At 39.0% G+C, this 21961-nt stretch carries 20 protein-coding genes and 1 pseudogene; 14 read left to right on the plus strand and 7 right to left on the minus strand.

Annotated features, from left to right (window positions below; translation table 11 throughout):
* Positions 1-145 precede the first annotated feature (145 nt).
* Positions 146-331, plus strand: a pseudogene (locus tag VHE99_10540) (hypothetical protein).
* A 190-nt stretch (positions 332-521) separates the two neighbouring features.
* Here the strand turns inward: VHE99_10540 and VHE99_10545 are convergent.
* Positions 522-728, minus strand: coding sequence for a hypothetical protein (locus VHE99_10545; GenBank protein ID HVV69449.1), 207 nt, complete (start codon positions 726-728; stop codon positions 522-524).
* Between the two features lie 410 nt (positions 729-1138).
* On the opposite strand from VHE99_10545, the gene VHE99_10550 reads away from it, so the two are divergent.
* Positions 1139-1609 carry a mobile mystery protein A gene (locus VHE99_10550; protein HVV69450.1) on the plus strand — a complete coding sequence of 157 codons (471 nt, stop codon included), beginning with the start codon at positions 1139-1141 and terminating at the stop codon, positions 1607-1609.
* Positions 1599-2228, plus strand: a complete 630-nt coding sequence (locus VHE99_10555; GenBank protein ID HVV69451.1) for a mobile mystery protein B — start codon at positions 1599-1601, stop codon at positions 2226-2228. Before VHE99_10550 ends, VHE99_10555 begins: the two co-directional genes overlap by 11 nt.
* A gap of 317 nt (positions 2229-2545) precedes the next feature.
* Here VHE99_10555 and VHE99_10560 read toward each other — a convergent pair whose 3' ends face one another.
* Positions 2546-3379, minus strand: a complete 834-nt coding sequence (locus tag VHE99_10560; GenBank protein HVV69452.1) for a type IV toxin-antitoxin system AbiEi family antitoxin — start codon at positions 3377-3379, stop codon at positions 2546-2548.
* 143 nt (positions 3380-3522) lie between these two features.
* Here VHE99_10560 and VHE99_10565 point away from each other — a divergent pair, with 143 nt between their 5' ends.
* From VHE99_10565 to VHE99_10575, 3 genes are all read left to right on the plus strand, one after another.
* On the plus strand, positions 3523-4686 hold the full coding sequence (locus VHE99_10565) for an integrase (GenBank protein ID HVV69453.1): 1164 nt from the start codon (positions 3523-3525) through the stop codon (positions 4684-4686).
* A 71-nt stretch (positions 4687-4757) separates the two neighbouring features.
* A complete protein-coding gene (locus tag VHE99_10570) occupies positions 4758-5042 on the plus strand; it encodes a DUF2282 domain-containing protein (GenBank protein HVV69454.1) in 285 nt (94 codons plus the stop codon).
* 15 nt (positions 5043-5057) lie between these two features.
* The gene (locus VHE99_10575; GenBank protein HVV69455.1) at positions 5058-5522 is read left to right on the plus strand and encodes a copper chaperone PCu(A)C; all 465 of its coding nucleotides are present in this window, start codon (positions 5058-5060) and stop codon (positions 5520-5522) included.
* Positions 5523-5795: 273 nt separating this feature from the next.
* Here the strand turns inward: VHE99_10575 and VHE99_10580 are convergent, their stop codons facing one another.
* Complete coding sequence (locus VHE99_10580) at positions 5796-6041, minus strand: hypothetical protein (protein ID HVV69456.1); 246 nt, start codon at positions 6039-6041, stop codon at positions 5796-5798.
* Positions 6042-6216: 175 nt separating this feature from the next.
* On the opposite strand from VHE99_10580, the gene VHE99_10585 reads away from it, so the two are divergent.
* Both VHE99_10585 and VHE99_10590 read left to right on the plus strand, forming a co-directional pair.
* Positions 6217-6630, plus strand: a complete 414-nt coding sequence (locus VHE99_10585) for a thioesterase family protein (protein HVV69457.1) — start codon at positions 6217-6219, stop codon at positions 6628-6630.
* 242 nt (positions 6631-6872) lie between these two features.
* Positions 6873-7259 carry a hypothetical protein gene (locus VHE99_10590; GenBank protein HVV69458.1) on the plus strand — a complete coding sequence of 129 codons (387 nt, stop codon included), beginning with the start codon at positions 6873-6875 and terminating at the stop codon, positions 7257-7259.
* 192 nt (positions 7260-7451) lie between these two features.
* On the opposite strand, the gene VHE99_10595 is transcribed toward VHE99_10590, so the two are convergent.
* The 3 genes from VHE99_10595 to VHE99_10605 all read right to left on the minus strand — a co-directional run bounded on the left by VHE99_10595 (position 7452) and on the right by VHE99_10605 (position 11928).
* Positions 7452-11045 carry a hypothetical protein gene (locus VHE99_10595; GenBank protein ID HVV69459.1) on the minus strand — a complete coding sequence of 1198 codons (3594 nt, stop codon included), beginning with the start codon at positions 11043-11045 and terminating at the stop codon, positions 7452-7454.
* A 181-nt stretch (positions 11046-11226) separates the two neighbouring features.
* The gene (locus VHE99_10600; protein HVV69460.1) at positions 11227-11424 is read right to left on the minus strand and encodes a hypothetical protein; all 198 of its coding nucleotides are present in this window, start codon (positions 11422-11424) and stop codon (positions 11227-11229) included.
* A 213-nt stretch (positions 11425-11637) separates the two neighbouring features.
* On the minus strand, positions 11638-11928 hold the full coding sequence (locus VHE99_10605; GenBank protein ID HVV69461.1) for a hypothetical protein: 291 nt from the start codon (positions 11926-11928) through the stop codon (positions 11638-11640).
* A 151-nt stretch (positions 11929-12079) separates the two neighbouring features.
* Between VHE99_10605 and VHE99_10610 the strand changes: the two genes are divergently transcribed.
* The 5 genes from VHE99_10610 to VHE99_10630 all read left to right on the plus strand — a co-directional run bounded on the left by VHE99_10610 (position 12080) and on the right by VHE99_10630 (position 19593).
* On the plus strand, positions 12080-12817 hold the full coding sequence (locus VHE99_10610; GenBank protein ID HVV69462.1) for an AraC family transcriptional regulator: 738 nt from the start codon (positions 12080-12082) through the stop codon (positions 12815-12817).
* Between the two features lie 82 nt (positions 12818-12899).
* The gene (locus VHE99_10615; protein HVV69463.1) at positions 12900-14459 is read left to right on the plus strand and encodes an efflux transporter outer membrane subunit; all 1560 of its coding nucleotides are present in this window, start codon (positions 12900-12902) and stop codon (positions 14457-14459) included.
* 5 nt (positions 14460-14464) lie between these two features.
* Positions 14465-15625: an efflux RND transporter periplasmic adaptor subunit gene (locus tag VHE99_10620; protein ID HVV69464.1), complete on the plus strand. Its 1161-nt coding sequence runs from the start codon at positions 14465-14467 to the stop codon at positions 15623-15625.
* 238 nt (positions 15626-15863) lie between these two features.
* A complete protein-coding gene (locus tag VHE99_10625; GenBank protein ID HVV69465.1) occupies positions 15864-19031 on the plus strand; it encodes an efflux RND transporter permease subunit in 3168 nt (1055 codons plus the stop codon).
* Between the two features lie 103 nt (positions 19032-19134).
* Positions 19135-19593: a hypothetical protein gene (locus tag VHE99_10630; GenBank protein ID HVV69466.1), complete on the plus strand. Its 459-nt coding sequence runs from the start codon at positions 19135-19137 to the stop codon at positions 19591-19593.
* Between the two features lie 218 nt (positions 19594-19811).
* On the opposite strand, the gene VHE99_10635 is transcribed toward VHE99_10630, so the two are convergent.
* Positions 19812-20207: a hypothetical protein gene (locus tag VHE99_10635; GenBank protein ID HVV69467.1), complete on the minus strand. Its 396-nt coding sequence runs from the start codon at positions 20205-20207 to the stop codon at positions 19812-19814.
* A 332-nt stretch (positions 20208-20539) separates the two neighbouring features.
* On the opposite strand from VHE99_10635, the gene VHE99_10640 reads away from it, so the two are divergent.
* Entirely contained in the window at positions 20540-21907 is a 1368-nt protein-coding gene (locus VHE99_10640) for a hypothetical protein (protein ID HVV69468.1), read from the plus strand.
* Positions 21908-21961 lie beyond the last annotated feature (54 nt).

Here is a 21961-nt window from a genome sequence, read left to right on the forward strand (position 1 = left end):
ATCTTTTTAAAGTGGATGGTGTTTTTAGCTCAATAAATGGCGCTGGTTTTGTGGACATATATTTCTCCAAAATGTTTTATATTTTGAGGAGAGTTTAAATGTTTGATGCGTGGTTATTAGGTGGGATTATTAGGGGTTTACCTTCGAAGTACATCACATCCGAAAGTTAAGCGATATAAAAGAAGGAAAGAAATTGTGGCAGATAATCATGTCAAGAAGACAAAGAAAAACATGAGTTCTTTGCGTTTCATGTCACGATTTGCTACATGCTGGGAAGCTTCCTGACTGGAGAAAAACCAAGGAAAAGCAGGTGGAGAGCCGGATGAGCTGAAAGGTTCAAGTCCGGTTCGGAGGGGGGATGACGGACTACCCTTCGGGGAGTCTCGCTTCCTACCCTACAATTAACCTCCAACTAAGGTTGATTTTTGGTTAGTGGCGCGCATGTGTTACGAGCACTGCGCGTCACGCTCTAATGCATTGCAATAAAACAATATCTACATATTGCAATATTTTCAATGTTTTTATCGCTTATATTTTTCTAAAACCACTTCGATTCCTTGTCGGCAAAGCTCCGCCATGCTGATATTCATATCAAATGCTAGCCGCCTTAACTGTTCCCACATAGGCTTGTGCATTTGCACGATTAACTTTTTATCATCAGCCTGGCCGATAAATGATAAATCTCCTTCTTTGACTACAGGTTCCGACGGATTCTTTTTTCTTGGCATTACTGCCTCCCTCATTTAGATATACTATTGCGTTATTGCAATATGGTTATATTAACAATCCACCTTTTATTTCGCCATTCAAATTAAATCTAGCCTTACCTCATGTCAATGGCGAGGCCAAGCTGCACAAGCGAATAATGGGAAGGAGCTTGCTCTTTCCCATTATTCGCGCGGAAGCGCCAGCGAGCGCGAAGCGGAACCATTGACATGAGGTAGGCTAGAATTACGCTGAATGGCAGGGGCTGGGATTTTTTTATCCCTGCCCCTGCCTCACGGCGAGCGCGGGGTGTGGAGCTGGCCCCACATCACTGTAATCATAAAAATGGACACATATATATATCCTATATTGACAAATAGTGGATACATATATATAGTCACTTTCATAAATTATGAATATACATAGGTGAACAATGAGAACAAAATTACTCGCGTTGAAACAACTGGATCGTCAGTTAACGCCCTGGTCTCAGGCTAAAACCAATTTCCAGCCACGTAATGGCTGGATCTCCTGTATACGTAAGGCATTAGGAATGACATCAGTACAATTAGCCAAACGATTAGGGGTCGCTCGCTCGCGTATCACTAAAATCCAACAAGCTGAACTGGCAAATTCACTTACTTTACACACCCTGAAGGAAACAGCTAACGCATTAAATTGTGATCTGGTTTATGCCCTGGTTCCCCGCAAGCCTTTGGAGACCTTAGTAAGAGAACAAGCTGAGAAAATTGCCAGACAAAAATTACAGCGGGTTTCACATTCTATGGCGCTTGAAGCTCAGGCAGTAGCAAAACCCCAACAACAAGAACAGCTGGAAGAGCTGATTAATACCCTGCTCTCAGGCACTCTAAAACAATTGTGGGATGACACCCATGAAATTTGAATATCCGGCAGGCGCTACCCCCTTAGACCCTGATGAAATAGTTGGATTAATTCCAGATCATATTACTACCCAGGCGGAGTTAAATGAGTGGGAACAAGCGAATATTCTCGAAGCAGAAATGTGGTTCAGTGCTTCACACCGATTTGCTTACAACAATGTTCCGACAGCCGGTAATGTTACTAGTGGCCATGATACTAGTCCAAATATCACCGAACTTTTAGATATTACCCTCCTTCAGCAGATACATAAAAGAATGTTCAACAAAACCTGGCGATGGGCAGGTCAATTTCGTAAAAGCAATAAAAATATTGGCCCGGATTGGATATATGTCCCTATACATCTCAGAGAACTTCTAGAAGATATAAAATACCAAGTCACCAATGACTCCTATGAAATCAATGAAATAGCAGCTAGGTTGCATCATCGACTAGTCGCAATTCACCCATTCCCTAATGGCAATGGTAGACACGCTCGCTTGGTAACAGATCGTTTTTTGATAGCCAATAATCGGCCAAGATTTTCCTGGGGACAAAGCAATCTTTATGAAGACTCTATTGTTAGGAAAGAATACATTAAAGCTCTGCGAGCAGCAGATAAACACGATTACAGCGCTCTATGAGCGTTTGTGCAACAATAATTAATTCTTTTAAGATGTCATGAAACTTCTGTTAATTCCGTTAGAACTCCCGCAATCAAGTCTCCTCAACTGCGCGGCGGATTGGTTACCACCGGTTCGCCCCATTTTGACCTTGTGAAGTCATGGCTCGGACTGTTCACGCCATATTGATGCCAGTCATCAATAACTATTGATTTTTTTATCTACTTGTTTCCTCCTTAATGTTAGTTAATACCAGCTAGTCTCGCTCAAGCACTTCCCATGGCAACCCAAACCGTTCACGACCTTCCAAAAGCCGGTTTTTTAATGGTTTCATGATCTTACCTTCCTGCTAAATTTTCCTGAATCATCCAGCGCGAATTATACGCCCCTTTACGTAAACCTGTTTTATCCAACAAACGGTACCCTTTGATAGAAGTTTTCTGTAACAACTCCAATTTAGACAAATCTATGCCTTGTTGCTCTAAAATCCAACCCAGCCGCTTAATAGTAGCCGCATCTAATCTAAGTGCATATTGAATCATTTTTTCTATATCCAGCCTGGAGATATTCCGTTTAAAAATCGATAATACTTCATAAAATCCTCCCGCATATTCTGGGAACATCAAACAATCAAGACAGGTGCGCTCTGCATCCGTGACCTTAACTTTAGATTCATTCACCCAAATTTCTGTTATTCCAAAAAAATGATCTGGTTTTATTTGTACAAACTGATAAAGAGTTCTACCGACAGGATAACCCCGCTGAGGGTGAGGTATATTTCTTCCACGTAACCCGGGAAGAATATGGGCGGAGGTTAATACAAATACGCGCTGAGGAACTTGTTCCGTCATGCCATGATAATTCAACGCTGACCAGTGGCTAATTGCTGCCGGCTGCACCAGCGCCATAGCAATTTGAAATTCATGCAATGGTGAAATACCAGGAACAACGCTTGATAAAGCATAAAGCCCATACTTCAGCCGAATAATCCGCCAGCCCGCTCCAAATGGAGTAAAATCTGGCGAATATACTTCAAGGAAATATCCATTGATATAGCCATTTCTGTCGCTACTGCGCTTGTAAAGATAAGCTTTCCATCTACAGCCAGCTTGCGCACTAACTCTATTCCAGTGTTGGAATATACCGGGGTTGGTTTCATATCTATAAGCCATTGAGGATTTTATATAAATCATATGGCATATGTTTGTTTAAATCAAACATACGAATTGCATCATATTAATTCTTACCGAAACGGGTAGGAAATAGATATCGTTGCCTCAAGTTAAATCTTACCCAGATTTAATGAGGCAACTTCATGAATTACAAAGCAAAAGAAGAATATCGGCTGTTAATCCAGCCCAGGTATCAATGCGCAAACAAGACGGTTAAACAGAGAATTCTGGATGAGTTCTGTGCGGTATGTGGTTATCATCGTAAGTATGCTATTGCCTTGTTAAAAAAACTCGTTAGGGTAAAAAAGAGCTTTTCTAAAGCACCAGGGCCTAAGCCCCGTTATCAAGATGCAGATTTTCTGAAGGTTTTACAGCGAATTTGGTATGAAACCGATTTATCCTGCGCTAAAAGACTTAAAGCGGCTATTCCCCTCTGGTTACCTAAGTATGGACAACATTATGGTGAACTGAGTGAAGAAATCCAGCATAAGCTCCTGACTATCAGTAGTGCGAGTATTGATCGAGCCTTGAAGCCGTTGCGGGACCGAATAGAAATTAAAAAGCGCAGTCAAACCAAGCCTGGAACGTTGTTAAAACACAAAATTCCTTATAAGCTAGATGTCCCGTGGAACTCCAGTTTGCCTGGCTTTGTTGAAGCAGATACAGTGGCACATTGCGGGGGAAATACATCAGGAAATCATGCGTGGTCTTTAACATTAACCGACATTAGAACCACCTGGACAGAAAATCGTGCCGTTTGGAATAAGGGCGGTTATGGTGTATTGATGCAAATCAAAGATATTGAAGAGCATCTGCCATTTTCATCGTTAGGATTTAATTGCGATAGCGGATCTGAATTTTTAAATCAGCACTTAATAGGTTATCTTCAAGGCAAAAAGAAGCCTAATCTTTTATTTGCACGCTCCAGGCCAAACAAAAAGAATGATAATGCCCATGTGGAACAGAAAAATTGGACACATGTCCGACATCTTTTTGGTTATGGACGTTTAGGGAAATTTGGGGTTGATGAATTAATGAATGATCTTTATAAAAATGAGTGGAGGCTATACCAAAATTTCTTTATGCCATCGATGAAACTGATTGAAAAAACGCGTATTGGCTCTCGTTATCGAAAAAAATATGACTTTCCACAAACCCCTTATCAGAGGGTGCTTCAAGAGCCTTCTATTCTACAGGAGCAAAAAGAAAAGCTAACAATGATTTACCAATCGCTTGATCCGTTTTCTTTGAGAAAATCAACTAGAATCAAGTTAAATCAGATATTGAAATATTCAGGATTGAAATAGGTTTTAAAAAATATTTCGGGCTGAAACTCAGATTAAGTATTTAAAAATTGAAAAAATTTAGGAAATAACTCATGAAAAACAAAAAACTTATACTCGCGGTAGTTGCTGTTTTCACAAGTGCTGGCACAACTATTCCTGCGCTAGCGCATAATCCAACGCCACCGCCTGGTATGGAAAAATGTTATGGAATAGCCAAAGCCAGGCAAAATCAGTGCGGGACTAAAAGCCATGCGTGTGGAGGGCTTTCAAAGAAAGACAGAGACCCTGAAGCTTGGATTTTTCTTCCTAAAGGCTCATGCGATAAAATCGCAGGCGGCAGCACTTCTCCCAAAGATAAAGATAGTGACAATAATTAACCCGAGAATAAAACCATGTTAAAAAAAATATCCTTTGCTTTTTTATTAATAATCTCCACAGCGGTGGCGGCAGAAACCGCGCCGATGATAAAGGGAGAATCAGCAGTTAATGAAATTGCTGCGAATGTGATTAGTGTAAAAACCCCCGAAGTAAATATGGCGCTCCCCACGCAAGGCAGCACGCAGGTTTTTATGGAGCTGGACAATAATGGCAAAGCTCGCCATAAACTGATTGCGGCTTATAGCCCCGCTGCTAAACTCATTCAACTGCATCAAACCATTGAGAAAAATGGCGAGCAATATATGCAGCAAGTCCCAATGATTAGCATCAAGCCTCAGCATGAGCAAGATCTTAAGCAGGGTGGTTTTCATGTAATGCTCATGGGGTTAAATGAGTCACTAAAAAAAGGACATAAAGTTCCAGTTGTCTTGCTATTTGATGATGGAAGTTATATCAACTTGAATGTCCCTGTTGAGTAAAATATATCCAATTTAATGGTATTGGGGCATTTGATGAGATACCCCTTAATAATTTGGGGCAGCAAAGTAAGGTTTTAATTTGAGGCAATGCGACATATGCCATATGGAATATTATATGTTTTATCATTAGCCCTTTAGAGGTCTGTGTTGCGGTCTTGTATGTTGCGGGGTCAAATCTTGACATATGACATTGACATAGATTCTCGCTTCAATGATATATGTCAAGATTTGACCCCGCGGGTTCCAAGTAATTTATGATTCAAAGTTCGCAGCTCATCTTTTATGCATGCATTTTTTTATAATAACCTCCACATCTTCAATTTCTTTCTCCGAAGGAAGTGAGTTTCCCATTTGCTCCAGCAAAGTAATGCTGATGATGGTAAAATATAATAACTCCCATAGCATATACTTTGGCTTAGGATTATCTCGAATGATATCCACACACTGCTGCGCAGTTTTTTCATCTAAAAAATTTTTTAGATTTTTGATTAAATTGGCATTAGATTTAACCTGAGTCATAACTGTTTCTTTAAATATTCCTTCGCGCCTTTCAATCATTTGTTACCTATGTGAAATTGGGTACAATGTCATTTGTATTCTGGTTTATCTTGATTTTGCCAGATGCTATATGCTTGAGTTAGAGTTCGTAACTATTAAAAAGCATGATTGACAGCAGCAAAAAAAGGTGATTCACATGAAATCATATGATGAAAATGAATATTTGCGTTGGGAATCTGAGGTCAGAAATTATGAGATTGACTATCAAGGCATAGTAGGGAATGCTATTTATTTCAATTACTTAGATGAAGCCAGAGCAAAATATCTGCAGCAACTTGATGTGAGCGTGGTGAAATATGCTTTAGAAAATAAAAATATTGTATTAGTAAAAACTGATATCAATTTTAAGAGGTCACTACGGTATGGCGATTCCTTTTGCGTCTTATCCAAATTAAGCAGGATTAGCAGGTTTAAATTTTTATTTGATCAAACGATAATTTTGAAAAGTAGCGATCAGATAATGGTTACTGCTGAAAGTGTGATTGCTTGCGTTAATCGGGAGGGAAAGCCATGTGCTATCGATCAATTTGAACACATGCCTTTTAATTGAAATTTGTATATTTACTTAGTCTCAGGCTATTATATCTATTAATTTCTTTTTCTGCTTCATTCATTGTTTTAACGATGGATAAGCCATTGCTGAATTGCTAACCAGAATTGGGAGCGCTCACCTAATTGAACAAGATGACCTTTATGAAATAAAAGCAAAAAACGCGTATTTCTTTGGTTACTACATTTTTATAGTCTATAATTGGCACTCGAAGGTATTAACCAAACAAGAGGGAACAAATTATGGTAAAAAAATTACTTATGGTTGGACTACTGTCAGGATTATTTATTCTCCCGTCGCTAGCTCAGCAGCCTTACAACCCTAATAGATCAGCCGGCTCATACAATCAAAGTTGGATTTCTATTGCTCTGAGGGGCTCTAATAGCTTAAATCAAAATGTATATGTCCGATTAAGTAGTAGTGCTTCTCCCGTACTTACAGCCAGGACACCTTTACATTATTTAGGAGGTTTCCGCATAAGACCTGGACAACCAGTAAGCATAAGTGGCAAATCTGGCAATGGCTTTCGTGTTATTTGCGGTACTATTCCAGCTAATGCTCATAAAGTGACTATCACTGCATATAAGCAAGGAAGCATTTACCGTTGCGGCATGCAAATCAATCAATAAGGTCTAGATGTCAAGTCTGTCAATTTCTTTGTTGTCTTGCATAAATATCTCCTTTGAGAAGGAGGCGCCACTAACCAAAAAAAATTATTTCCCGGGCACTCGTGCGAGCAGGCAGGAATCTATTTCTTCTCTAGCAGATTCTCGCCTGCGCGACAATCACTGTGTTTTTTACCGGGTAGTGGTTACTTTAAGTCAAGTTGGGTTTGGGTTTGGGGTTGACGATGAAATGTGTATTGATGATGAACTGGTTGCCGCAGTTTCTGGCGAAGCTTGTGAATAAGAGACGAACATGCCATTTATATTCTCACCCACCCTGGGGGTAGTTTCCCCCAAGTGGATGTTTTGAAAAATATGAGGAGGATAGTTAAAATAGTAAGGCAACAAATTAAACTGCAAATTAATGGAAATATAAGAAATTAAAAAGCATATGTTACGGTCATCAGCTAAAAAACAAGGATGAAAATTTAATAAGTTTACAGCATTAAAAAAGCTTTTTGCCATATTTTTTTGATTTTTGAAATAAGATTGGAGAATTCGGGTCATATTTTTAGCTGCATCAACCAATATATCTGCCGTATACGAAAAGCATATATGATATGTGTTTGAATAGAGAAACCCTCTACATAAATAAAAAATATACTTAAATGAACTTTTACTTGAAAAAACATCATTCTCAATCATCTTGACCATACTATTAAAATGATGCATTATGCGAGATGTATTGCTTTTGTACAAAAAAATAAAGTATTGGTTCCAATAATCAAAAATTTCTGCTTTTGATAATGCTCTATTGTTTGGCAATACCGGAGTTACCTCCACTAAACTATCAAACCTGTCTTCATACTTTGCCAATCTTGTTAGAATATGTCGCACTTCATCAGTAAATTTAGGATAAATCACAGGGTATTGACCTCTATTTATCCAATAGTGCATTATTTCTATTGCATTAGCATTCATGTAAAATTGTAACTTATCTTGCTCCACGGTTATATCCATCCAAAATTCTGGGCCTGTCAAAAGAAAAGGTTCTGGATCAGGTTGATAACTGGTAAATTTGGCTGATATTTCTGATGGAAATGGTGTGGCGCTTTTGTAATTAATACAAGTACTGGAGCCGGTAAGATCTGATTTGTAATTATTTTTAATTATTCTGCTATTTACTTTAGTCAATAGACTATTTTTATCGAAAGGATCGGTCGTTGCATCTATATCACTAGGCAAATAACTTTCACCTGCGAAAAGAAATAGGCAACACATAAATGGAAAAGTGCCACCTACACGTAATTTGACTCCGATATTTAACAAATCCTTCTTTACATTATACAGTTTAACTAATGTGGCCTTCATATCCGCAGTTAAAATACCTTTAAGATCAGACTCAGAACATAACTTCTTAGCATCCCTATAAATAGGATCACTTAGAGGTTGCTTCTTTACTTTTGTCTCAGTATTTTGAAAAAATTCCCCCGTAGATTGTGAAGAGGTAAAATCAAAAACTTCAGAAGTCATTTCACCTATCTCAGGCCCAGATCTATCCTTTAGCGGAATGACAGATGCTCTCTTTTTAGTATCCTTTTGTTCTGTATCTAAATCTGACAATGACATTCCCTGCTTGGGACTCTCAGTTAGATCATGGTCTTGTTCTTCTTGATAAAAATCCAGCGGCAAATCTTTCTTTTCTTGTAACGTTTTTCTCGGATCTTTCAGTTGTTGCGCACTTAATTCCTTGACAGGGTCTTTCTTGTTGACCGTATGAATTTCGATTTCATTTTCAAGCTTTTTCGTATTTGAACTAGGCTCTTCAATTACTTGTTGCTTTACTTGATATGTTTTATCGGGGACTACGCTGATATTTTTTTCAGGAATTGGAATTTGGTTAAATTCATAATATATCTTTTTAAAATTTTCCAGATAGTTAGCAAAGAGTTCTCGCTGTTGGTTAAACTCAGTGCAAAGCTTTTTATAAACATTTTTTTGAACATGTTTTTTTGTTCCTAAAAACAAGTGTTGACATGCTTGCACTTCTTTATTTATGCTTTTTAAGAGATTATCATAATTTTCTAATATCTTCGAAGTTTTGCGCCAAGAAGAGAAATTTAAATTACTTTCAATGGAAAGAGGCAGATTACTTTTTTCAATTTCAGCTAATTTGGTCGAAATTAATTCGATTTTTCTTTGAATTTCGATTAAAGTTTTAATTCTTTTTTCTACGGACAAAACTATATCCGAACTATTTTTTCTTGAAAAAGTATTATGCCTCTCTTTGCCCAAGGTTTCCCTCCATAATCCACAATATTGCAGAGCATCTTTGAATTTATACAACTCAATAGCAGCAACCCCAATTTGATAATAAAAATTCGAATATTTATATTTTTGTAATGCTTCTTCAAGCTTTTTATAAGCAATCAGATAAAGTTGCTCGAATTGTAATTCACGTTTTTGATTATAAGCCGCATGAATAAGAAACTTCATTCCAATAAAATATTTTGGATAGGCTTCTTTTTTTGATTTATCTGCATCAGTGAAAGGGCTTAATATGACAAATACTTCAGTCAGCTTTGTTATTTGTTCAAGCTTTTCAGTAAAGTTTTCTTTCTGAGCAGTCGTTTCTGAATCGATATTTTCCGAATTTACATACACAGAAAGCTCATCAATAATATCATGAATTTTTTTATAGACTTTACTACTAACCTCATTCAACTCTTTGCGTAACTTTATATTAGGTTGCTTTGGCAATCTCGATATTACAAGATTCAAATGTTTAAGTGCATTACTTGTAAGAGACAAGTCAATCAATAACATAGCTCGACTTAAATCTCTAAATATTGTTTGATCGGATGAATAGCGCTTCGACTCATCAGGAGGAAATAAAACTAAAGTGTCTTTGTTAGTGGGCTCTTTTGATTGAGGACTGTCAATACAAGATAAGATAAATTTTATGGGATCAAGGTTGTCAGTGGGCAGAAGGTGTGGGTCAAAAAATTGTAGGATTATAGCCTCATCGGATCGACAATCCATTTTAAGATGTTTTTTATCACATGTTGTATCAATTAGTTTTAGGAAATTTTTATCATTGAAACTCTGAGAAGGAAGATCTTCGATGATTTTATAGATTAAACCATTTCGGATTAAACTGCACGGAGGAGTTAACGACAGAGATTTTTTGAAAAAAGCAAATGAACGCCCAAGTGATTTCTCTTTTTCTTGTGATTCTGTTTGCAACAATGATAATTTCTCATATAGCCTTCCAAATATACATAGCAACCATTGTTGTTCGTAGACATTTAATATATTTTTTTGGTTTTTCTCACTAACGCTATTTAAAAGTTCCAAAATCTTCCCAAGAACGTCCCTTTCATTTTCTACATTTAAAAAAATTCCCGATTTTGATGTATATCCACTATTTTTTAAAATTCGAGCCAATTTATTAGGATCATGTGAAAACTTAAGCAGTGCTTCGCTAATTGAAATACATAAGATACAATAAATTTGTTGGCTAAACGGGTCGGTTAAATTTAAATTATTATGATTAAAAACAGCGAAAGCGTGTAAATTAAAAATCATGTTTTGTTCATAATCTTTTTTAAACAGAAATTCTTGCGCTTTAAAACAGAGGGCTGCTAATTCCTTGTTTGGTATTAACTCAAATCTTTGGAAGCTCTCTATATATGCTTTTAAATATAATCTGACTTCTGGAGAAGTATTCTGAAAAACCTTAGAAATATGCTTCGATTCAGTTGGCAACTGTGTTTGTTTTATAGGTGAAGCGGGTTGTTTTTGTTGCATCAGGTATCTCAAGGATATGAATATTAATCGTGGTTTTTCGATTAATAGGAAAAAAACCCATAAGGGGCGATTTACTTTTCTTATTTAATCGTAGCGTAAATTTATTAAGAAAATATTAGCATCGCGCCCTAAATACTCCAAAGTTAAGCAAAACCAAGGAATTCCAGAAAAAACCGTGGTATCAAAATCCAATACCTAAACCCAACCCAGCACCGCCGCCGCCGCCAACATTGACACTTGGTCCTACTTGCGTGGATACAATTGAACTTGGAGGAGCACTAGGGTTATTAGGATTAGTGGTTGATGGATGCCGTAAAGTTGCAGAACAACCCGACATAATTACCCCTACTATTATAGTAGTTATCAGTAATTTTAGCATATATTAATCCCATTTAATCTATAATTCCCATAGTAATTATAGTCAATTTTTTTGCAGCTGCAGCTTTACAGTCATTCATATTGATATCTCATTTTTAGTTTTAAACACCATTTTTGATTGTATTGACTTAATAAATTGCGGCGATATATTGTGGTGTGCGGCTATTGGAATATTCTTTCCGCAGTTACCTTAAAAACCTAACTATGAATTTTTTTAATCTTTCAGATTGTAATACTCCATAATATCTTGCATAACACCCTGAACTAATTTATTTTTCCAAATAACTTTTTGATATAAACCGGTTGCGATAACTGCAGGCATATATTGTCTGATCTGCTCTAATGCCGCACTTTTCTCTTGTTCAGATGAATCCCTTGCTTCAAGCACATCAATATTGGCGATGATCGCAGCCATGGTTCCCTTGCGCACAGCTACCCCTTGATACTCTTGTACGTCCACATTGTCTGGGTATAAACTCTCCGCGGAAAAAGTTGTTTTTTGCATTTTAATCTCCTTATGGTTAGTATATAAAAACTTTAGTCTGAAACTTCGGTGAACTAAGTATGTCTTCAGTAAATATTATATAAAAATTTATTGTGACGATTATCTTTATTTAGACAATTCATTGCTATTTTCCGACAATTTGAGATTTTATATGGCAATTAACTACTTACGAAAAAAATCAACAGCCAAACATTTTCATAGTCATGAAACGTCGCAGTTATCGTGCTCAACGGATGGAGTCCTCTATGTCACTATAAAAAATAAACTCTATATCGTTCCACCCAATATGGCGATATTTATTCCCAAGCATGTTCCCCACAAAAGCGAAATGCAAAAAGAGGTTACTTTAAGTAGCTTATATTTACCCGATACGCATGTGAAATTCTTCCTTAATAAAATTCAATTAATTCAATTAACGCCACTGGCTAATTTATTAATTTTGAAAATCTGCTCTTTAGAAAAAAATTATTTTAAAAAAATTGAAGGAAAGCGACTTTTAGAGGTACTCATTGATGAATTAAAAAATGCCGATACCATACATTATGCTGAAATCATCATCCCTGAAGATCGCAAATTATTTCGAGCGTATGAGTTATTCCGAGAAATCAAGGAGGGATGGCCTTCTAACCATGAAGTTGCTGAACATCTTCATGTCAGCACCAGAACATTATTGCGTTTATTCAAAAAAGAAACTGGCATGAGTTTTGTGATATGGAAACAGAAATTTCGTTTTGTAAAAGCGCTAGAACTTTTACAACGCTACAAAAACACCAGCATGGTAGCATCCCGGTTAGGTTATAAAAGTGATAGCGCTTTTATAACTATGTTTAAAAAAATGTCAGGGGGGAAGCTCCCGAAATATTTTAGTTGTAGCAAGCCCCCTATTTGAATGCTAAACTCACTCCCACGTGCACTCAAGCTGCACATATTTTAGACACCCAGTTGGGAAAAACAGGGAAACACATAACGTCATGCTAAGGACACTGACTATTATTCTATCTGGCTTGCTTCTCAGCGCCTGTATGGTCGGGCCTGATTACAAGGAGCCAAGAAAAAATATCGCCAATCACTGGCTGCAAACTTCACATTCCAGTGTCAAAGAAACACCCATTCAGGATGCCAGTTGGTGGGAAACCTTCTGTGACCCAACCTTGACCACCTTAATTTATCAAGGCTATCAAAATAATCTCACCGCGCAAATCGCTGGAGTTCGGGTTTTACAAACCCGCGCACAGCTTGCCCAGTCCGTAGGTCAACTTTATCCACAACAACAAGCCTTAGTTGGCAATTACACCTATTATAAAATTGGCGGCGGCCAATTAGCGACCTTATTGCCCCCGGATTTTGTCGCCGCTTCATTAGGTTTTACATCGAGTTGGGAAATAGATTTTTGGGGCAAATATCGCCGCGCGATTCAATCCAATGATGCGACCTTCCTCGCTTCATTTGCCGCTTACAATAACGCCTTAGTTAGCCTCACCTCCGATATTGCCAGCAGTTATATTGCCATCCGCACTTATCAGGCATTAATTAAAGTTACTGAACAAAATATTCAAGTACAACGCACCAGTCTTGCCATTGCCGAGTCCCATTATCGAAACGGTCAAACCAGCTTACAAGATGTCGAGCAGGCCAAAACCGAACTATCGGAAACCCTGGCAACGCTTCCCGGTTATATCAGCAATTTACAACACCAAAAAGATTTATTAGGCGTATTACTAGGCACCACTCCAGACCAGGTAGATCCATTACTGGTCAAGAGCCGCGGAATTCCCAAAGCGCCTTCTAAAGTAGCCGTAGGCATTCCGCGAGAAGCCATGCTGCAACGCCCTGATGTGCATCAGGCACAATTGGAAGCCATTGCCCAATCCGCCTCCATCGGCGCCATCAAAGCTAATCTGTATCCAGCCTTTTCGTTGGCAGGCACTTTTAGTTTTTCCTCAACCAATATCGGCAACTCTTCAGTCGGCGACTTATTTCATCGATCTAATGAAACCATTAACGCCGGACCCTCTTTCACCTGGCCAATATTAAATTACGGACAAATTACTAATGCCGTACGCGCACAAGACGCCGCATTCGAACAAGCCTTATTAAAATATGAAAATGTGGTGTTACAAGCACAGCAAGAAGTACAAGATAATATTACCCGTTATATCGAAGCACAAAAGGCTGAGCGTTCTTTAGCTGCCGCTAATCGTTCTGCTACAGAATCTACCAAAATTGTCCTAGTCCGTTATAAACAAGGTGAAACCGATTACACCACGGTATTAGATGTTGAACGCCAGCAGCTACGAGTACAAACCTCTTTAACCAATGCCAAAGGCGAAGTTTCCCAAAGTCTAGTCGCCTTATATCGTGCGTTAGGTGGTGGCTGGCAAATTCGTGACGGCAATGATGTAGTGCCAATCGCAATTGAAAACGACATGGGCGCGCGCACCAATTGGGGCAATTTGTTAACACCCCAAAACCATAAACCGCCGCAAACCCAAGGCGAAAATATTAAACAGCTTTTCTTACCCAGTTGGTGATACTGATGGATGAATATAGTAAAGCAAAATTCAAGAAATTTCTGTTCTGGGGAGCAGTACTGGTGGTTCTGGTATTGTTGGTGTGGAGCACCTTCAAACCGCAAAACCTGCAACCCCTACCCCCACCTCAAGTCATTATTCAAAAACCACTGATAGAAAAAAGAGCTGAATATATCACGCAAACCGGCAACACAGTTGCCTACAATTCCGTAGATTTAGTTGCACGAATTGAGGGTTATCTTGAGTCGGTCAATTTTGTTGACGGGAGTTTTGTTAAAAAAGGCCAAGTTTTATTTGTCATTGAACCCAAGCCCTATTTAGAAAAAGTGGCAGAAGCCCAAGCCACCATCACTGCAGCGAAAGCCTCGCTAGCTTATGCTGAAATTGAATATGCCCGCCAACAGCAAATGTACAAAGAAAACGCTACTTCTTTAAATAACGTGCAGAAATGGATGACACAAAAAGAGAAAAGTCAGGCCGATGTCGACAAAGCTATTGCCAATGGCGTTGAAGCTGACATTAATTATAGTTATACCCATGTTTTGGCGCCATTTGACGGACGCATTGGTCGCCATCTGGTCGACCCGGGTAATTTGGTCGGCAATGGCAAGGCTACTGACTTAGCAACTATTGAACAAATCAGCCCCATCTATGTTTATATTTATTTAAATGAGCTCGATCTTCTTAAAATTCGTGCTGCTGCGCGTGAGCATGGCTTAAAACCCACTGACATCAATAAAGTACCCGCCTATGTTGGCTTGCAGAACCAAGATAATTTCCCGTATGAAGGTAAGCTGGATTTTGTCAACACTGGCTTGAATTCGTCTACCGGCACCTTGGAGTTCCGCGTCCTGTTAGCGAATAAAGACTTTGCCTTACTACCCGGCCTTTTTGTGCAAGTGCGCATTCCCATCAGCAAGCCTGCTCCTCAATTAACCATACCCGATACGGCTGTGCAATATGACCAGATCGGTGCCTATGTATTAACGGTGAATAAAGACAGTGCAGTGGAACTAAAACGCGTCACCTTAGGCAGCGTGGATCAAGGTCGGCGCACGATTTTAACCGGACTTTCTAAATCAGACGATGTCATTGTCGACGGCTTGCAAAATGCTACTCCTGGTAGTCAGGTGAACGCAGTAAAAGGCAGTAGTGATTCTGGTTGAGCGGCCGCTAGGGGAAGTTGTCCCATAAGGAGGTTAAGCACTGCATTCCCTCTCCCACAAGGCTAGGGTATGCAAGTAAACTAGTGACTGAATCCTTCTCCCCTTGTGGGAGAAGGATTCAGTCACTAGTTACTTGTGTGTATACCTTAGCCCACAAGGGGAGAGGGAATACAATGCCTAGCTTTAGGCTTGTGCCAACAAAGAGAAGAAGATATGAAAACCGCCAAAGGCGAACAACATGATCTCTAAATTTTTTATTGAACGACCCGTACTTGCCAATGTCATTGCCTTATTTCTGGTGTTCTTAGGCCTCGTTGCCATTGTCGTTTTGCCCGTGTCGCAATACCCAGCCATTGTACCTCCCACGATTCAAGTCACCACCACCTATCCTGGCGCCGATGCGCAAACTTTAATTAAAACCGTAGCCTTGCCCATTGAATCCCAGGTCAATGGCGTGGAAAACATGCTCTACATGCAATCCACCAGTACCAGCAGTGGCACGTATAACCTGATCGTCACTTTTGCCATCGGCACTGACCTTAACTTTGCGCAAGTTTTAGTACAAAACCGCGTACAGGCGGCCATGGCACAATTACCCACACCCGTGCAACAACAAGGCGTGCTAGTGCAACAAAAATCGACGGCGATATTGCAGTTTATTACACTGACTTCGGAACATAACGAATACGACGGCTTATTTTTAAATAATTACGCCGCCATCAATATGCAAGATGAATTAGCGCGTTTACCAGGCGTTGGCAATGTCCTCATCTTTGGCTCAGGGACTTATGCTATGCGCATCTGGCTAGACCCGAAAAAAATGTATGCTTTTTCTTTGATGCCTAAAGATGTACTCGATGCCATTAGTAAGCAAAATAAAGAAGTTTCCGCAGGGCAATTAGGCGCCCCACCTACTTCGGGACATCCTGCTTATCAATTTACAGTGAATGTGCCAGGACAGCTTGCAGACCCTGAAGAGTTCGCCAACATCATTATCAAAACCGAATCGACACAACCCAATGAAAAAGCCCAAGCCAGCAGCAGCGCCAGAATCGTCCGTATTCGCGATGTCGGCACCGTGACCTTAGGTTCCTCTAGTTATAACCAGATAGCAAGACTCAACGGTAAACCAACTGCAGCGATTGGTATCTTCCAATTACCCGGCGCTAACGCTTTACAAGTTGCCAAAGAAGTACGCGCTACTGTCGCAAAAATGTCGAAAAATTTTCCTCCCGGATTAACCTATAGCATTCCCTTCGATACCACTATCTTTGTCAAAGCTTCAGTGGAAGAAGTTTATAAAACCTTATTTGAGGCCGGATTCTTAGTACTATTGGTGATTGTGATATTCCTGCAAAATTTCCGCGCAACCTTAGTGCCGGCTACGACAGTCCCCGTCACCATTATTGCTGCATTTGCGGCCATGTTATTGCTGGGTTATACCATCAATTTACTGACCTTATTTGCCTTAGTATTAGCCATCGGTATTGTGGTGGATGATGCCATCGTCATTGTGGAAGGTGTGACACAACATATTGAGCGCGGTATGGCGCCCAAAGAATCTGCCATTTCCGCCATGCGAGAACTGATTGGTCCAATTTTAGGTATCACCCTGGTGCTGATGGCAGTGTTTGTGCCAGCAGCCTTTATGCCAGGATTAACTGGCGCGATGTATGCGCAGTTTGCTTTAGTCATCGCAGCCACCGCCTTAATCAGCGCCATCAACGCCATGACATTAAAACCCACTCAATGCGCGTTATGGCTAAAACCCATTGATCCCAATAAACCCAAAAATGTTTTTTACCGTGGCTTTGACCGTGTATACAACCGCATAGAAACCGCCTATGTCGGTTTTATCGATAAACTCGTGCATCGCAGTAAAAGTGCTTGCGTGCTTGGATTAATTTTAGTGGCATTAGCGATTTTTGGTTTGACACGCATTCCGACGGGATTTATTCCTTTAGAAGATCAAGGCTATATGGTGTTGAACGTCCTGTTACCAGATGGCTCATCGCTAGATCGTACCGATACGGTTTTAGAACAACTGCGCCAGAAGATCAATAAAATTCATGGCATTGCTAATGTCATCAGCATCGATGGTGTTTCGCTATTAGACAATAATTCCAGTCTATCGAATTCCGGTATTATTTACGTAATATTTAAAGATTGGAGCGAACGCGGCAGATCAGAAAATTTATTGGCGCTGTATAATCAGCTGAATAAAATTGCCCTTAATACCTTAAATGCCAAAGTATTAGTCGTGCCGCCCCCACCGATTCAAGGGCTAGGCATGTCGGGTGGATTTCAAATGCAAGTAGAGTTGCAAGATGGCACCTTTGATTACCATAAATTGCAGCAGGTCACTGATCGGCTCGTGAGCCAAGCCAATCGCCAACCCGAGTTGCAACGGGTGATGACATCTTTTCGCTCTCAGGTTCCGCAAGTAGCAGCACCGATTAATCGCACTAAAGCCGAAACCTTAGGTGTGACAGTTGGCGATGCCTTTGAAACGCTGCAAACTTATCTCGGTTCTTCTTATGTGAATCTATTCACCAAGTTTGGCCAGGTATTTCCTGTGTATGTGCAAGCCGATGCCGCTTCACGTATGACAGGAGAATCCATGCGTAATTATTATGTAAAAAATCAAGCAGGAGACATGGTGCCATTAGGTACGCTCACCGATATTGGACCCAGTGTCGGTCCCAGCATTATTCCGCTTTATAATCTCTATCCTTCCAGTAGCATCAATGGTACTTCAGCAAAAGGCTATAGTTCCGGTCAAGCAATTGCCGTTTTAGAAAGATTGGCTAAACAAATTTTACCTTCTGGTATGTCTTTTGAATGGACGAGTACGGCCTATCAAGAAAAAGTAGCCGGAAAAACCAGCTATCTGATTTTCCTATTGTCATTAGTTTTAGTGTATTTAATTTTAGCCGGTCAATATGAAAACTGGCTCACACCGATGGCTATACTTTTGAGTGTGCCATTGGCTTTAATGGGTACGGTGCTAGTTTTATCGCTTTTGGGGTTGGCCAATAATATGTATACGCAGATTGGTTTGTTGCTATTAATTGCCCTCGCTGCAAAAAATGCCATTTTGATTGTTGAAGTGGCACGTGAGCAGCACGAAATCCATCATAAGTCTATCTTAGAAGCTGCTGTGCTGGGAGCTAAAACACGATTTCGTCCTATTTTAATGACGTCGTTTGCATTTATCATGGGTGTCATGCCCTTGGTATTTGCCACAGGCGCCGGCGCCAATGCGCGGCGTTCAATCGGAATTACGGTTTGCAGCGGCATGATCGCTTCGACTTGTCTTGCAGTGGTCTTTGTACCAGCTTTTTATGTGGCACTACAAACTTGGCAGGAAAAAAGACGAAAAAAGGTTGAAGTTTTAAATCATTAAGCTTCTTTTAGATGCAAAATAAAAACCTCAAACGCTTGACTAATTCTTTCGACGCTCAGATACTTAAATTTTAAATTACCATAAAAAAAATAAGGAGAATATTATGAAGGTCAAATTGAAAACTTTAGCTTGCTTTTCTTTGTTAGGTTTATCAATCAATTCATTTGCAGGATCCCTCACCTATTTGGTCACCAATGACGCAAGGTCTGTCCAAAACCCCATTACCATTACACAAGCGCATGTTGAATATACCAGTACGACACTAGGTTGTAATAATCAGCAGTTTCAGATATTTTCCAATATACAAACGACATCAACAGAAAAAACTCCAGTTAAAGTAGATACCTCCGCTGTACCAGCTGCTTGTTGGAATCCTGATTCGCCATTACATTTTCAATTAGTTATTGATGTAGTTGATAGCAAAAAACCCTCAGCTGCACCCTGCGGCTTTTTTCTAGAGGCTTCTAGTGCAGATGATAATGTAACACAAAATCCAAATCGACCATTGATTATCACTGAAACAGCCGATGGGTTTAATTGTTCTATACCACCCTCAGCCTGATTTATTTTGAAAAAACCCGCACTATCATCCTGAGCCCAGGGAAGGATGACAAGCAAGGAAAACTCAGGATGACAGCGCAACAAAAAGGGCGCCAGTCCCAGCGCCCACGCCAGTTTTATCAAAGTGCTCCTGTTTACTGCCATTCAATCTCACTTAAGCTATCTAAATCCTAGATACCAAATGAACACTAAATAGCAGGCATTGAACACAGTGCTAACTTACGCCGCTCTTCTGCTGGTTCTCTTAGCTGTGGATTTTACACTTTTCTTCATTGACTTAGCTGGCTTTTTCATCCTAGATTTCAAACCAGTCTTCATCCCTTTCTTCATTGTTTTCCTACGTGCTGATAAGCCTTTTTTCAAGGTTCTGGTAGCACCCGTTTTACGACGAGCGGTAGTTCGTTTAGCTCGAGTTGGAGTCTTAGCTTTTCGAGACTTCGTCAGACTCACTTTGCGTGTTGCTGGTTTTTTTGCTGTGGTTTTTCGTGCTGTGGTTTTCTTAGCTATGCTCTTCAGCTTAGAAACAGTTTTTTTCTTGACCCCCGTTGGTTTTTTTCCAGCGAGTTTGGTGTGACGTTTAGTTTTTGACACTTTGGATTTAACTCCTGTTGACATAATATTTTCTCCTTTATGAGTGAGTTACAAAAAAAAGTATAGAACATAATTTTAAAATTTCCAAAAATCCAATGAAATTTTTTTAAAATTTATAAGAAAATTTAAAATACACCCTAATCAATTGATTTAAAAGAAATTACTTAGCGGGCCACTTTTTGCTTGAATGTCAACATTGGATTATTTTGCCCAAGCTACAGTCTTTTCTCTGGAATATTGATACCATTATCCATTACCAGGCAAATAAAAAAACTTATACATTTTTTAGCCCTTTAGACTAATGAAGCTATTCCTGCTGAGAAGCTCAGTATAATAACAGAAAAATTGAGGCAATTATGGAAAAGAAGTTAAAAGAACAAGAAAATCCCTCAAAAAACCCACGGGACTTCCCGGAGCTAAATCTATACTTAGAAAATGAAATTTCTAAACTTAAAACCCTACAGGAGGAAATAATAGAGGCTACAGAAGAGTTTCTAACTAATTTAAATGAACTATCATCAACACAAATAGATTTAAATAGTTTATTTGCGGCAGCATTCACGATGGCCGAAGAGATTTTGTTTATGCTTGGTAAAGCAGGTGACAATCAACACAGCCTTACAGTCAAGACTACAAAGAAAGAACTCGAAAATTTCAAATTTAACTTTAATAAAGAGATCATCTCAGCATTAAACACACAAAATGAATTGATTCAAGACAATCTAAACTTGCCCCTCCATTCTTCAGCGCTTGATTCTTATCATTTAAGTCCAAACAAATCGAAAGAAGATTTGCCCCAACCTCCAGAGCTCAATCAAGTTGACATATCAGTTGACTTAAAAATTAACCAGGCAAAAAAACAATATGAAATATTGAAAGATCACATACAAAAAACTCCATTACATCAAACAATAAAAAATAAATTAATTATTACAATTAATCAGTCCTTAAAAAAACTTGAAATTTTTGTCTCCAATCAACAAGCTGCTCCAAAAGATGAAGAAAAACTCAACCCACTCAAAGAATCTAAATATGCCGATCATAAAACAGATACCTCAGAGAAAGATGAGACATTAAATTCACTAATAAACACTTTCAATAATTTATATTGTTCTATAAATGCAATACAAATGAAATTTATGAATGCTTTAGACAAACTTCCAAAAAAAATAAAAATAGAACCCCCTAACTTAAGTGAAGCCGTTCAACTACTCAAGCAATTACGACAGACCTTTGATCAAATAATTCTTTACACCACTTACAAAGGACTCAAACTAAACAGCTTAATTGAAAAATTTGAAAACTTAATTATAGATTCTGAAAAAAATTTTAAAGTAATTGGCAAAACCTTAGCTAGTGTTTATAAAACAGTAAACGAAGATAGCTTAGAAATTTCTGATGAAACGGAAACACCTGAAATACAAAATTTAATAACAATCTGCGAACTTCTAAAAGATCTTTTTGAAAAATTTCCACACCGAGGACAACAAAAACATATAAAACAGTTAGAGAAAATTATTGAAGAACTTCAATTAAAAATTCAACAGGCAAGAACATTAAGACGCTCTTCATCTCCAGAAAGCCCAACTGAAATGGCCTATGCTAACAATCAAAATAGATTTCCCTACAGCAGTAGTAGCAGCAGTAGCAGTTCATCCTCTACTACTACAAGTTCTATGAATACCGAAGCAAGAGATGAAATAAATAAAATAACTCACTCCTAATTAATGGCTGGCGCGAAATCATTTCTGTCATTCCCGCCTACGCGGGAATGACAG

Source organism: Gammaproteobacteria bacterium (assembly GCA_035546635.1).
Classification (GTDB): domain Bacteria; phylum Pseudomonadota; class Gammaproteobacteria; order JAURND01; family JAURND01; genus DASZWJ01.

What these genes read in the sequence shown, in the direction of transcription:
- VHE99_10545 (HVV69449.1), bottom strand. Translation starts at nt 728, where the DNA reads ATGCCAAGAAAAAAGAATCCGTCGGAACCTGTAGTCAAAGAAGGAGAT.
- VHE99_10550 (HVV69450.1), top strand. Translation starts at nt 1,139, where the DNA reads ATGAGAACAAAATTACTCGCGTTGAAACAACTGGATCGTCAGTTAACG.
- VHE99_10555 (HVV69451.1), top strand. Translation starts at nt 1,599, where the DNA reads ATGAAATTTGAATATCCGGCAGGCGCTACCCCCTTAGACCCTGATGAA.
- VHE99_10560 (HVV69452.1), bottom strand. Translation starts at nt 3,379, where the DNA reads ATGGCTTATAGATATGAAACCAACCCCGGTATATTCCAACACTGGAAT.
- VHE99_10565 (HVV69453.1), top strand. Translation starts at nt 3,523, where the DNA reads ATGAATTACAAAGCAAAAGAAGAATATCGGCTGTTAATCCAGCCCAGG.
- VHE99_10570 (HVV69454.1), top strand. Translation starts at nt 4,758, where the DNA reads ATGAAAAACAAAAAACTTATACTCGCGGTAGTTGCTGTTTTCACAAGT.
- VHE99_10575 (HVV69455.1), top strand. Translation starts at nt 5,058, where the DNA reads ATGTTAAAAAAAATATCCTTTGCTTTTTTATTAATAATCTCCACAGCG.
- VHE99_10580 (HVV69456.1), bottom strand. Translation starts at nt 6,041, where the DNA reads ATGACTCAGGTTAAATCTAATGCCAATTTAATCAAAAATCTAAAAAAT.
- VHE99_10585 (HVV69457.1), top strand. Translation starts at nt 6,217, where the DNA reads ATGAAATCATATGATGAAAATGAATATTTGCGTTGGGAATCTGAGGTC.
- VHE99_10590 (HVV69458.1), top strand. Translation starts at nt 6,873, where the DNA reads ATGGTAAAAAAATTACTTATGGTTGGACTACTGTCAGGATTATTTATT.
- VHE99_10595 (HVV69459.1), bottom strand. Translation starts at nt 11,045, where the DNA reads ATGCAACAAAAACAACCCGCTTCACCTATAAAACAAACACAGTTGCCA.
- VHE99_10600 (HVV69460.1), bottom strand. Translation starts at nt 11,424, where the DNA reads ATGCTAAAATTACTGATAACTACTATAATAGTAGGGGTAATTATGTCG.
- VHE99_10605 (HVV69461.1), bottom strand. Translation starts at nt 11,928, where the DNA reads ATGCAAAAAACAACTTTTTCCGCGGAGAGTTTATACCCAGACAATGTG.
- VHE99_10610 (HVV69462.1), top strand. Translation starts at nt 12,080, where the DNA reads ATGGCAATTAACTACTTACGAAAAAAATCAACAGCCAAACATTTTCAT.
- VHE99_10615 (HVV69463.1), top strand. Translation starts at nt 12,900, where the DNA reads ATGCTAAGGACACTGACTATTATTCTATCTGGCTTGCTTCTCAGCGCC.
- VHE99_10620 (HVV69464.1), top strand. Translation starts at nt 14,465, where the DNA reads ATGGATGAATATAGTAAAGCAAAATTCAAGAAATTTCTGTTCTGGGGA.
- VHE99_10625 (HVV69465.1), top strand. Translation starts at nt 15,864, where the DNA reads ATGATCTCTAAATTTTTTATTGAACGACCCGTACTTGCCAATGTCATT.
- VHE99_10630 (HVV69466.1), top strand. Translation starts at nt 19,135, where the DNA reads ATGAAGGTCAAATTGAAAACTTTAGCTTGCTTTTCTTTGTTAGGTTTA.
- VHE99_10635 (HVV69467.1), bottom strand. Translation starts at nt 20,207, where the DNA reads ATGTCAACAGGAGTTAAATCCAAAGTGTCAAAAACTAAACGTCACACC.
- VHE99_10640 (HVV69468.1), top strand. Translation starts at nt 20,540, where the DNA reads ATGGAAAAGAAGTTAAAAGAACAAGAAAATCCCTCAAAAAACCCACGG.